The sequence below is a fragment of the Proteiniphilum sp. X52 genome (genome assembly GCF_003712195.1).
In the GTDB taxonomy this organism is placed as follows: Bacteria; Bacteroidota; Bacteroidia; order Bacteroidales; family Dysgonomonadaceae; genus Proteiniphilum.
On record NZ_RDSD01000024.1, the window covers coordinates 1 to 12,370 of the forward strand.

Genomic DNA, 12,370 nt, shown 5'->3' on the forward strand with positions numbered 1-12,370 from the left:
ACATCTGCAACAATATAAGAGTCCGTATACATATAATAGGTATTTGGATTTCTTTCTACAGTAACAGAATTGTTTTGCTCGGAAACAATACGGATATCCGAAGAGACATTCCATGAGACGGGTATATTATTAGGTAGATTGATAGTGTATGTATAAGTTTCTTGACCACAAATATTTCGGGGGCCGGAGAGGGCAGGTCGTTTAATATAATACTTTCTATTTGACCATGTGTATGGGCAATCGTTATATGCATGGATATATAGAGGCCAAGCCCCCCATTTCGATTTATATAACCCATTAGAAAGTCTTACGGCTGAATGATCACAATTATCACTCCATCCATAAACTGTCCATGTCCAACAAGACCCATACCACACCTTACTTGCTAAACTTTCATTGCTTACTTGTATGTAACTGCCATCATCCCAATATTTTGATATATTTTGGGGAAGCGGAGGAATACTGTTGGAATTATATGGATTGAAAGAGTTATAATCACTATCGAGAAAGGCATTAACCCAAACATTGTTTCCACCTTCCGAAATATTCCAGGCAAAAGAGTGACAATTATATTCCCGGGTGGCAGCACCAACCCTTTGAACGGAATCTGTCAGATTGTGGTCGGCTAACCAGCCCGCAGCTTGTGCTTCAAACAAAGCAACATCACCGGCAGAAAGAGTGTGTGCTTCTACAACAGTTCCATTGGGAGTATATACTTGGGATAGCGACAAATTACAAATGCTCCCTAAAAATAGGGAGCATAAAATTATCTTCTTCATGGTGTTGTCGAATTTTACTTATTGCAATGATTTGAAATAATCTGCATTAAAAAATCATTAAAATCTTTATCATTATAAATACCATATTCAAACTCATGTTGGCTACAATAATCGGAAATAGACTGTAATATTTCTTTTTCTCCTTCTATTGACAGCAGTTGAGTAATCAGTTGTAAGCCTGTTTGTCTTGCCATCATCGGATTACTGTATTTAACATCAAACTTGATTTTCTGCTTTTTCATGGACAAACATAAAAGTTCTTTTCGTTGCTTGGAGTTTAACTGCAGCAAAAAGTCTTTTTGACTCATCAGATACTCGACACAAGCTATTCTAATGGCTTCGTTGTCTGACATAGATGAATAATCCGTCTGATATGTGTTGCCGTGAGCTATATAATAATCAATGTAGCTATCAAAACCGGAAAACTCATTTTTCAGAATTTCATATTCATTATTAGCTATAATAAAATTTTCTGTTTCTTTTGGAATATTAAACAGCTCCTGATGCTTAAATTCAGAGATATTAATATTTTGTCGTTGACATGCTATCATGCCAAGCAACATACTACAAGTTATCAGTATCTGTATCTGTTTCATTTTAATTCTTGTTTTGCTTGATCCATAATAAACTGAGCCTTTGCAATCGTATTGTTTTCCTTCAAGTGGAGAATTCTTTGAAATTCTTTATATTTCAAAGAGGTTGAATTTAATTTATCCATTGTTCTTAAACTTAATTTCACAGTAGGCATCACACTATACATTGAATACACTATGCTTTTTTATCGTATTTGTTAACCGCTTCTTCCAAAAGGCTCTTTAACATCTTATTATCTAATTGCTCAATCATTGACTTATGAGATAATAGAAGTTCCACACATAGTATATTGAAAGCATATTCTCCTTTTTGTAAATCACTCCAATTTTTTTGAACATTTAATGGTTCCAGCATCTTATAATGGTTCACTAAACCATAGGCTGATTTTTCTCGCTTGAATAATTCTTCAAAACCTTTGATGTTCAAAATAATCATTCCCTCCGGGTGTGTAATGATTATTGTAAACATGTCGGTTTCATATTGTTTGTTGCCCTTTTTCGCGCCTTTGAACTTTCATTTCTTTTAAGTAGCCCGCCACATTTCAATAAATGAAAATCCAAACCCATCAAAAAATGGCTAAAAAACAATGAATGAAAAAATTCAAAACAGCTTCTAAATAATTTTACTTATTCGAGCAAGAACAAAACTGTTCCGAAAAGCGTTTCAAAGGTAATCCTTTTAAACAGGTACCACTATGAACAAGAAAGTGATCGGAACCAATGCAGGCATTATATGGAACCTGCTGAATGACTACCAAAAGTGGGACATACCGAAGCTATCCAAGGCCTCCGGGTTATCGGAAAAAGAGGTCTATACCGCCATCGGATGGCTGGCGCGTGAAAACAAGATCGAGATCGATTCTTCAACTGATGATGGCAACGAGCTGTTTTATCTTGTAGTAGAATACTATTTCTAAGTTTTTAGCATTCAAAACAATGAAAGGAGGGTGACTCTCATCGCATTTGTGAAGCGCACCCTCTTTTGCATTCCTTTTGTCAGGAGAACCATTACATCGTCCCTTTTTCCCGGAGACGTTGCTGCCATTTCCAGGCCGAAGCCATGGTATCCTCAATGGTTTCAACTGCTTTCCAGTGCAGCACCTTATTGGCTTTATCGGGTTGAGCCCAGATCTGTTCAATATCACCTTCCCTTCGCCCGACAATTTTATAATTCAAAGGCTTCCCCGACACTTTTTCGAATACTTTGATCAGCTCCAGTACGGAAAGGCCGGTTCCGGTTCCCAGATTAAATATCTCCACCTTCTCATCCGACTTCTCTTCAAGCATCCGTTCAATAGCGATCACATGCGCTTTGGCCAGGTCTACCACGTTGATAAAGTCACGGATACAAGAACCATCGGGAGTATTATAATCGTCGCCGAATACGCTTAGTTGCTGGCGTATGCCGATCCCTGTCTGCGTGATATAAGGCACCAAGTTCTGCGGCACGCCTAACGGTAGTTCCCCGATCTCGGCCGACGGATGAGCGCCGATAGGATTAAAGTAACGAAGGATGATACTCTTGACAGGAGCGCCCGAATGTACAAAGTCGCGGATGATCTCTTCGTTGATCTGCTTGGTATTTCCGTAGGGTGATGCGGCCGGTTTGACAGGTGCATTCTCATCGATCGGATTTGTATCAGGCTCTCCGTAAACGGTACATGAAGAAGAGAACACGATGCCTTTCACATTATGCGGCGGCATCAGTTCCAACAGGTTAATCAACGACACTATGTTGTTGCGATAATACAACAACGGTTTTTCCACCGATTCCCCTACCGCCTTGCTGGCTGCAAAATGGATGATTCCGTCGAAGCTATATTTCCGGAACAATGCCTTCATCGACTCAAAGTCGGTGCAATCGAGTTTATCAAAAACAGGGCGTTTTCCGGTAATGCGGGTGATGCCTTCCAATACATCGGCATTGGAATTGGACAGATTATCAATAATCACCACTTCGTAGCCGGCCTGTTGCAGTTCGACCACGGTATGGGAACCGATGTATCCGGTTCCTCCTGTCACAAGAATTTTTTTTGCCATAATATTTTATCAAATTACAAATTACTAATTATCGATCTTTCCATACCTCCCAGTCTACCAATCACCTTATCTCCAAGTCTCGACTCCCAACTATTTTCATTTTTCATTCTTCACTCTTCACTCTTCACTCTTCATTCTTCACTCTTCACTCTTCATTCTTCATTCTTCACTCTTCACTCTTCATTCTTCACTTTTCACTCTTCAACAGTTCCTCCACTGCGCGTTTCAGTTGCATATCATCACCACTGAGCAGTGATTCCGGAGAATTATATACCTCCACATCAGGTTCCAGTTGATTGTTTTCCATCACGGTACCTTTGGTATCCACCACAGTCACCTGCGGGATACCGAATACCAGCGACGGATCGATCTGTGTCTCCCACCATACGGCGGTCATGGTTCCGGGAAGGGGCACCACGGCGGGACCGTCCGGGGAGATCACACTATTACGAAGCCAAAGGGGGGCTTCCTGGGCACGCAGCCAAAGCGCGGCCAGTAAAAGCAGGGAAGAAAGCAGGATTTTTCTCATTGAAATATTTATTGGATCATGGGCGGTCAGAGGGTATCATACCGTTTACAGCCGTTAATTTGCAAAATTACATAAAATTTATAAAACCTAAAACCCTAATAGGGTGAAACAGGCCCTGATTATCGAAAAGGGACAATCACATTGCGATATTCGTTTTTTTTAGTATTTTTGTTTAATATTGATCCGTGTTGCGCGCACAAACAGATATGGGATACAGTGTAAAAGCATATTATCGTAAAGAGGATCTTCCTCCGATGGAGGAAATCAATTTTTTCCACAGCCCCTCATCGTTCGATTGGTACGGCACCAGTCCCGCCTATACCCCTTTCATGCTTGTTGTTTTCGAGGATGAGGTGGCGGTAGCCGCCATGTTTGCCGTCATTGTACGGATCAATCGTTTCCTGAGAGGTAAACTGTTTAAAAGATGCGTCATCTCTCAACAGCCGGCTTTCTTCAAAAAAAAACTGCCTCAGATAGAGATATTCGACGCCCTTATTGCCCATTTGGTAAAAGAGGTACGTAACCGGGTTTTTTTCATCCGCTATGAAAATCTGGGCAACGCCATTTTCGGTTATAAGGGGTTTCGGGAAAACGGATTCTATTCGGTAAAATGGATCAATGTCCGGAACTCGCTCCAACGTAAAAGAAGAATCTGGGATCAGCTCTCGAAGAGCAGGAAGAACCAGGTCAACAGGGCCTTGAAAAAGGGGATCGGGATAGAGGAATTCACCTCTGAAGAGAAATTACCGGAGATGTACAAGCTGATCCGTGACACAAACAACAAAAAAATATCGCGCCGGCTCCCACCCTTCCAATATTTCAAGAATTTCTTCTGTCACTATATAAGGCGAGGCAAAGGAAAAATATTGCTTACCCGCTATCAGGGTAAAATTATCGGGGGCGCCATTTTGGGATTCGAGAAAAAAGAGACGGTCTATTGCCTTTACTATTGGGGCAAATCGAAACGGTACAAATTACTCTACCCCACCATTTTCACCATTTATCAGGCGATGCAAGTATCGGAAAACAAGGGTTTTCATTATTTCGATTTTATGGATGTGAGTTTTCTGAATAAAAATGCCGGCCGCTCCCGGTTCCTGCTCCAATTTGGCGGTAAACAGCGGGCCACGAGGCGCTGGTACCGGTTCAACTGGGGATTACTCAACTTTTTCGCAAACCGCATTTATGATTGAGACAAACGCGCCGAAGCCACTTCCCGATATTGCGATGTATCGGAAAATGGCTTTAATTTGCATTGTGGCTGTGTTATTATCAGCTGAATTTCAATGAACTGCTTTTATTTACTCTTTTGTTTACCTCGCCCGGATTACCGAAACAGGTTACGTCGGCTGAACCCGACACAGTGATATCGAGGCGGCCTGTGACACGGATACTACCGTTTGCGGCACCTGAAAAATCGGCATTACAATTATGCGCGTTGAGTTTGGAAGCAGAAACATCACATCCTCCACTCGCGGTCAGGGTAAGCTCGCCGGTCTTCCCCGTCAGTTCAATGTTACAACCGCCGCTGGCGGAAATCCGGGTCGTTTGTGCGGATATATCATACAATTCCACATCACTGCCACCGCTCACATCGGCTCTTACGACCTGCGCGGAAATAAAGCTGATCCCCGCATCACATCCGCCCGAAAACTCTCCTTTAAATTGCCTACACTCCAGCCTTAAATTTTCCAGATCGGTGCCCCCACTCAGTGCAAGCTCGAAATCGCCGGTTTTTAGGGGTGTTTCAAAACCGATATCCACACCACCCGATGCATCTATCTTTCCTAAATCCGTAACGGTGACATATGCCTTTTGGATTGTGTTTCGCCTGTTACCTAAGTCGCGAAGGGAGAATGTCCGGTTGTTTTTCTTATTATAGATATGCAGCGTGCCGTTTTTGACTTCCACAACGGCCCTGTCCGACACCTCTTCGCTCACTTCTATGGAAACCGACTGACGGTCGCCCTGGCGTACAATAACATCCCATCCTCCCGACGCATTGATGGCGGTAAATGGTGCCACCTGAGGGTTCTTTTTTATGACTCTGTTTTGCGCCGGAGCGCTGATAAATGCCACAGTGGCAAGGATAATAGTGAATAATGTCTTCATTGTCATCAGTGTTTAATTTATACTTTTATGGTAATTATTTTTTAATCCACCACTTTATTGTTAGACGTAATTTACGCTCATTTGGTTACATCATTCTTTATCTTTTTTCACTATTTTCTTTCTTTCATCCTGCCAGTAAATGAATAACTTTCTTCCTATAATTACCCCCTGAGAATTCAAATTTTTAAAATAAATTAAATCATTAATTAATAGATGTTTATATATCGAACCATTTACGTATGAAACCGACATGTTTAAAATAATCATTAAACACCCGAAGGGAATGATTATTTTGAACATCAAAGGTTCCATATACCGAAATAAAAAAATAAAATAATCATATGAAAAATTTAAACGGTTTCTAAATTCTAGTGCGGAAAATAATAGGGCAAATAATTTGATTTAAAGCGAGAAGAGAATCGGTAGGTAGTGTACGCGCCAAGAATACCCACGCCATTATCTATATTGGAATAGACCTGCACCGGTTCGGCAAAGGGGCCATAATCTTCGGCATTCAAGGCTTTATTGCCTGAAATGAGGTAATGGTACATATCCTTTGAAATCTCACCTATCTCTATGATATATTCCACTGTCACCTCTTCACGGGAACTGTTCCCGTCATTTATTTCCTCTCCATTGACATAAGTCGCGGACTCCAGAATATCAGACAATGAGAAATCGAAAAGGATATCTTTCCCGTCCACAAACAGATCCGAAAAAAGGTTATCCGTCCTGTCCGACTCTTCCTCATCACCGAAAATACCCTCAAAGATATTACCGGTATCCGTAATATTGTTCTTCAATACTTCACTGAGTTTCAACCCCACTTTCCTTTCCGTGATGAGCGTGCCATTATCTGAGAAGTACTGTGAGGCTTTTATAAAATAATAATTCTCTTCGTGGGCTGCATCCGTCAATCTCAGTTGTAGCCGCATATTACGGGATGTGGTTTTAGTTACGGTATTGGCTTGATAGGGATTACTGTATTCCTCTTCCTGGACAGTCACTGTGGAATCATTGACCACGACACGGGGTTTTTTCGGGATCCGGGTTTGAGACGTGACCCTGCTGAATCCCTCGGCAACAACCTCAATCTTTATATGATCACCCGGCATTGGCAAGTAGGTCCCCCTGTATAATCCATTCTCACCACGCGAGAGTTGTTCTTTCAGATCGTCATTGGCAAATACGGATACTATCGCATTGGAAATCGGATTGAACGAGGCTATTTCCCCAAGCACAAAACGGCTTTGGGACAGATGCAGGGAAACAACCGAATCAGGGGTAAGCAATGCATTCACCACCACTAGCGGATCGGTGATCTTACCTTTGAATTCGATCTCTTTTTCGCAGGATATAAAACAAGACGCGAAGATGAATAGCGGAAGGGTAAAGGATTGATATGCCCGTTTCATTGTCTCACAAATTAATCTTAGAATTTAATTGTATAGCTTACCGAAGGGATAATGGGAAAGAGCGTGGCCTGCCGCAAAACCTTTTTTGTTTTCCGTTCATCCGTCTCCTGATTCACGGAGGTTTCATCCCATACATATACATAGAAAGGATTCAGGCGGTTGTACACGTTGTAAATACTGACATTCCATGTGCGGAGGTTTCCCCGTTTGGTCTTTTTGTGGAAATTCACTCCCAGATCCAGCCGGTGGTAATTGTTGTACCTGAAATTGTTCCGTGCCTCCACATAAGAATAGGCTGCGGGTGAATAGGATTGATGCCTGTAAGTGGGAGAATCGGCTGCCGCATATTCATGGAAGGCGAAGGTTGCGGCATTCCCCGTGCTGAATACCCATGAGGCGGACAAATCTATCTTTTCCGAGAACTTATGCGTGCCGGTAATGCTGATGTCGTGCCTTCTGTCGTACTTGGCGGGAAACCGCTTCCCATTGTTAATGGTATTTCCGGGGCGGTCGAAGAGCCTGTCGGATTTAGACCAAGTGTATCCTATCCATCCGGTCGTATTCCCGAATGAACGTTGGGCCAGGAATTCTACGCCATAAGCTATCCCTCGTCCCATGCTCACCTTCTCTTCCCAATTGGTGGATACTCCCATAAACGAGGCGCCATCCTTATATTCAAGCAGATTGTCCATTGTCTTGTAATAGCCTTCCACGGAGAAATCAGCGACATGCGGAAGCGAATAGAATGCTCCCAAGGCATACTGGTGTGATTTCATCGGTTTGATTTTTGATGTGGCCGGCACCCACAAGTCCGTCGGCAGGCTGATGGTGTTATTGGAAAGCATGTGGATGTACTGACTCATGGAAGCATAGCCGGCTTTCAACGACAAGTTGTCGGTAAGCAGCAGCCTCAATCCCGCACGCGGCTGCAAAGAGAAGTAGCTGCCGTTCTGCACGTGAAATGAAGAGAAATGCGCCCCCAAATTCACTTTCAGCATTTTTCCGAGTGAGATGTTATCTTCAAGGTAAGCCGCCGTCTCATGGCCATATATTTTGGGGCTTCCGGCTACAGTATCGATGTTTTGCTCTGTCTGGCTCGTATCCATGACTTTCAGGGAAACAACATCGGGAGCAAATGTATGGTAAGTGTAAGAGGCACCGAATTTGATGTCGTGATTGACGTTGGGCGTGAAATCAAAATCGGTTTTCAGTGTCCAATCCTGTATTCCGGAATTATAGGTGAGCCGCGTTTCTTCTTTCGTTTGGGGTTGACCAGAATTGGAAGGATGGCGGGTTTCGCTTTCGTGGCCGCTGCCTAATGCAGAGCGGTAACGGGTGAATGAAGCGGTAGTATTCATAAACAGTTTGTTGTTCAGGATGCGGTTCCAGCGGAGTGCGGCAATGGCATTGCCCCAATCCCAGTCGAGCTTCGTATGATCTCTGGATTCCAGATTATCACCATATGAATGTCCGTCTTGCGCTTTCAGGTAAATTGCATCATCCCCGAAATAGGTGCTCAGGTATAGTTTGTCCTTATCCGATAGCTTATGGGTGAACTTGGCGTTTATATCGTAAAAGAAATATCCCGCCCTGTTCACTCCTCCGTTTTCATTGTCCTGTGCCATTTTGATGATCGGCTGGGCCAGCACATCGATATAGGTTCTACGCAATGATAGGTTGAACGTGGTCTTTTCTTTTATGATAGGGCCTTCCAACTGTAATTTGGATGAGATAAGGCCGATGCTTGCCGTGCCACGAATTTTTTTATCGTCTCCGTCTTTCATCCGCACGTCCACCACAGATGAAAGTCGTCCGCCAAACCGCGCGGGAAAACTGCCTTTGTAAAGGGTCACGTTTTTCAGCGCGTCGCTGTTGAACACGGAAAAGAAACCGAGCATGTGATTGACATTATACAGCGGCACCCCGTCCAACAGGAGCAGGTTTTCATCCGGCCCGCCTCCCCGCACATACAGCCCGGCCGATCCTTCGGTACCCGATTGTACACCCGGCAACAGTTGCAATGCTTTGATCAGGTCATTTTCCCCAAGGAGGGTCGGGATATTTTTTATCTGCTCGATGGGTACTTCCACGGCACTCATCTGCGATCCCCTCACTCCTGTTTCGGAGCGGTTTCCAATCACCGTCACTTCCTCCAGCATGTTATCCAGATCCAACTGGATGTTCAACACCGTGTCGCGCTGCAGGTGAAATTCCTGTTTTGATGCTCTGTATCCGATATAAGAATACTCGAGGGTCACATCCCCGGCCGGTAACGTCAGCGAATAGTAGCCAAAGCTATTGGTTGCCGTTCCTTTAGCGGAATTTGAGTCGAAAACAGTAGCGGAGATAAGGGTTTCACCGTTTACCCTGTCGGTAACGTATCCGCTGATAGTGTAACGTTGCGCGAGTACCGGATGGGCGATCATATACAGCAGCATCAGGTAAAGTGGGGTTTGTTTCCTCATAAAATTAAATAACGAGCAATACTCACTGTTGTTTTTTACGTGACATGCTTATATGATGCGGAACCGGCAAAAATCACTCATCCGAAATCGTTAATATACTGAAAAATCACTCTGTCTCCCACGCCACTTGCAATATTGCCATTGTAGTGTATATTTTTATTTATCTAAACCAATTGACAGGATTGACTTTTCTCAAAAAAATCGCTCTTTTCCTTTTTCTTTTATACCTTTGCCAGTCTTTCCTCTCTTTTTTGTTATAGTATTTTACATAAATATCGTCCTGTTGCGAAGGTTCGAAATTTGTAAAACTCCATTTAATTATTTTATCATTTTCAGCCATTTGATACCCAAACGGTGAGATTTCTTCCAAGGTTTCCAGTTTAATATCATGTAGTTTTAATTCAATATCGGCTTTTTCTATCAAGCCATACCATCCTGAACCAGTCTCCAGAATATACTTAAAATATCTATAATCAGCACCATATCCTTGTCCGGATGGCAGTGAATACTCTACTTTTATTTGTTTCCTTTCATTTTTGTAAAAATGAACATTCCATACATACCACGGAAAATTACCTTTTTCCATTTGTTTTCCAAAGGGTTGCCAAAGGTCTGATCCGAAATGTGGTTTTGTCTCTCTCCATTTAAACAAATCCTCCAAAGCTGCCCTGGCTGCTTGATATGATGGATTTGAAGAATATTGAAAAAATACATTCTCTTCTATAGTCACATTATTTGCTGAATATATGCTATCCATTTTCCGCTGGTATTCTTTCTCAATATGGTATATATACATATAAGCATTGTAAATGCTATCTAACTCTGAAGGCACGCCAATATCCTCTTCTGTCAGCATTTTATTGTCAACAAAAATCCTGAAATGCGATTTATCATCATCAGAATAGTCACCCATAGACCAGTATTGAAAATTCATTACCGGAAATCCAACCTGAATAGTTATGCTTTCCCCATGGTTTAATAATTCAAAAGTACATGATACTTTGGCTGAATCATTAAACAAGTCAGCATAAACATATTCTTCTGTCATCTGGATTTTACAACTGTCATTTGTATAAATTCCTTTGACAACAATCGGGTTGGGAGCAATGTCAGCGTTAACCCTGGTAAATAATAAAAAAGCAGTCAATATTAAATAAAATAATCTCCTATTCATTATTTGATGATACATTATTTATTATCTTATCCTCCTAATGGTTTTAGTTTCATTAGGAGTAGCAGAGTATCTCATTGTTGGATAACGCGGGGATTAGAACAAGGGGCCAAGGGCAATTGAAGATACCAGCAGGAACTCTGAAGACTCCATTCGACCCGCGAACGATGGGCCTACAAACATGTTTCATAAAAATGATAATAATTAAAGTAAAGTATGTATTTCTTTCGTTTTGCTAAAGTGTTCCTATTTCGCATCCTCAAGGGAAAGGATCTTCGTCATAAGAATATTTCTCATGATACCGGATCATCTGAAAATAATTCATATGAAGCGCCTGCAAATCTAAAATATTTTTTTCAATCTTAATTATATATCCTCAGAAAAATAATAGAATTATAAAAATAATTTATCAGTAGTTTGACTCAATAAATTTTCGATTTTTTTGATAAAAGACCCCCAAAGGTCTTTTTTTGTCAAATATTTTTCTATATTTATAACATTGTTGCAGATATGAAACTCAATATTGTCAAGTCCAAGAACTGTACTATTCTCTACGCGGCACGTTCTTACAGGAGCGAAAGCGGCAAAAGCACGTCCAAAGTGGTCAAGCGTCTAGGGACTGTTGAAGAACTGCGCGGGAAGTTGAATGGGGAAGACCCGATTGAATGGGCAAAGACTCAAGTTGCCGGGATCACCGCACTTGAAAAAGAAGGGAACAAGCACGTCATTATTGACTGCAACCCCATGGCGCTTATCTCCAAAGGCGAGCGGCGCTCGTACAACGGCGGCCGTTGGATCATCGAGAACGGCTTCCGCATCATGAAGACGGACTTCGATGCCCGGCCGTCTCACTTGCTTCCTGGCACTGCTGGTATACAAGTATCTGGAGAAGAAAGTGAACCGTGGCGGGAAGCACTTCACAACAGATGAGATAGTGGATACACTCAGGGGGATGGACTTCCTAAGCATACCTGGTGAAGGATATATCCCCACTTATACCAGGACGGACTTGACCAATCATCTCCATGGCAGTGCCGGCTTCAGGACGGATACCCAGATAGTCACCAAACAGAAGATGAGAAGTATCATCTCACAGACAAAGAAAAGAGAAAAAGAGGATTGACAGGGAGGGGGCTCCCCCCCACCTCTATATACCACAAAGTCAGAAAAAAAAGCAAGGCCACAAATCGCCCCTGAATCGGCCTGTGGCCTTGATCTATCACCACTCTGACAAAACCAAAGCGTCAAACACCGGAAGGTAAGGAT

The 12,370-nt window shown here is 42.4% G+C and carries 12 protein-coding genes and 2 pseudogenes; 4 read left to right on the plus strand and 10 right to left on the minus strand.

Going from position 1 to position 12,370, the window contains the following annotated elements; all coding sequences use genetic code 11:
• From D7D25_RS14885 to D7D25_RS14895, 4 genes and pseudogenes are all read right to left on the minus strand, one after another.
• Positions 1 to 779, minus strand: a pseudogene (locus D7D25_RS14885) (hypothetical protein); the annotation flags it as partial.
• 14 nt (positions 780 to 793) lie between these two features.
• Positions 794 to 1,375 carry a hypothetical protein gene (locus D7D25_RS14890; RefSeq protein ID WP_122969726.1) on the minus strand — a complete coding sequence of 194 codons (582 nt, stop codon included), beginning with the start codon at positions 1,373 to 1,375 and terminating at the stop codon, positions 794 to 796.
• Positions 1,372 to 1,497 carry a hypothetical protein gene (locus tag D7D25_RS18600; protein WP_255417337.1) on the minus strand — a complete coding sequence of 42 codons (126 nt, stop codon included), beginning with the start codon at positions 1,495 to 1,497 and terminating at the stop codon, positions 1,372 to 1,374. The genes D7D25_RS14890 and D7D25_RS18600 overlap by 4 nt, the downstream gene beginning before the upstream one ends.
• Positions 1,498 to 1,547: 50 nt before the next feature.
• Positions 1,548 to 1,841, minus strand: a complete 294-nt coding sequence (locus D7D25_RS14895; protein ID WP_122969727.1) for a hypothetical protein — start codon at positions 1,839 to 1,841, stop codon at positions 1,548 to 1,550.
• A 226-nt stretch (positions 1,842 to 2,067) separates the two neighbouring features.
• On the opposite strand from D7D25_RS14895, the gene D7D25_RS14900 reads away from it, so the two are divergent.
• The gene (locus tag D7D25_RS14900) at positions 2,068 to 2,289 is read left to right on the plus strand and encodes a winged helix-turn-helix domain-containing protein (RefSeq protein WP_122969728.1); all 222 of its coding nucleotides are present in this window, start codon (positions 2,068 to 2,070) and stop codon (positions 2,287 to 2,289) included.
• A 91-nt stretch (positions 2,290 to 2,380) separates the two neighbouring features.
• Here D7D25_RS14900 and galE read toward each other — a convergent pair whose 3' ends face one another.
• Positions 2,381 to 3,412, minus strand: coding sequence for a UDP-glucose 4-epimerase GalE (galE, locus tag D7D25_RS14905; RefSeq protein WP_122969729.1), 1,032 nt, complete (start codon positions 3,410 to 3,412; stop codon positions 2,381 to 2,383).
• Between the two features lie 187 nt (positions 3,413 to 3,599).
• Positions 3,600 to 3,824: pseudogene (locus D7D25_RS14910) on the minus strand (hypothetical protein); the annotation flags it as partial.
• Between the two features lie 323 nt (positions 3,825 to 4,147).
• Between D7D25_RS14910 and D7D25_RS14915 the strand changes: the two are divergent.
• Positions 4,148 to 5,134 (plus strand): peptidoglycan bridge formation glycyltransferase FemA/FemB family protein, encoded by a 987-nt coding sequence (locus tag D7D25_RS14915; RefSeq protein ID WP_122969730.1) that lies wholly within the window; start codon positions 4,148 to 4,150, stop codon positions 5,132 to 5,134.
• A 79-nt stretch (positions 5,135 to 5,213) separates the two neighbouring features.
• Here D7D25_RS14915 and D7D25_RS14920 read toward each other — a convergent pair whose 3' ends face one another.
• The 4 genes from D7D25_RS14920 to D7D25_RS14935 form a co-directional block, all read right to left on the minus strand.
• A complete protein-coding gene (locus tag D7D25_RS14920) occupies positions 5,214 to 6,053 on the minus strand; it encodes a head GIN domain-containing protein (RefSeq protein WP_158602638.1) in 840 nt (279 codons plus the stop codon).
• Positions 6,054 to 6,421: 368 nt separating this feature from the next.
• On the minus strand, positions 6,422 to 7,468 hold the full coding sequence (locus D7D25_RS14925) for a DUF4249 domain-containing protein (RefSeq protein WP_122969732.1): 1,047 nt from the start codon (positions 7,466 to 7,468) through the stop codon (positions 6,422 to 6,424).
• A 17-nt stretch (positions 7,469 to 7,485) separates the two neighbouring features.
• A complete protein-coding gene (locus D7D25_RS14930; protein ID WP_122969733.1) occupies positions 7,486 to 9,933 on the minus strand; it encodes a TonB-dependent receptor in 2,448 nt (815 codons plus the stop codon).
• A 160-nt stretch (positions 9,934 to 10,093) separates the two neighbouring features.
• Positions 10,094 to 11,107 (minus strand): hypothetical protein, encoded by a 1,014-nt coding sequence (locus D7D25_RS14935; protein ID WP_148038950.1) that lies wholly within the window; start codon positions 11,105 to 11,107, stop codon positions 10,094 to 10,096.
• Positions 11,108 to 11,614: 507 nt separating this feature from the next.
• Here D7D25_RS14935 and D7D25_RS18175 point away from each other — a divergent pair.
• Both D7D25_RS18175 and D7D25_RS14940 read left to right on the plus strand, forming a co-directional pair.
• The gene (locus D7D25_RS18175; RefSeq protein ID WP_185140272.1) at positions 11,615 to 12,034 is read left to right on the plus strand and encodes a hypothetical protein; all 420 of its coding nucleotides are present in this window, start codon (positions 11,615 to 11,617) and stop codon (positions 12,032 to 12,034) included.
• 4 nt (positions 12,035 to 12,038) lie between these two features.
• Positions 12,039 to 12,227 carry a hypothetical protein gene (locus D7D25_RS14940; protein WP_221408015.1) on the plus strand — a complete coding sequence of 63 codons (189 nt, stop codon included), beginning with the start codon at positions 12,039 to 12,041 and terminating at the stop codon, positions 12,225 to 12,227.
• Positions 12,228 to 12,370 lie beyond the last annotated feature (143 nt).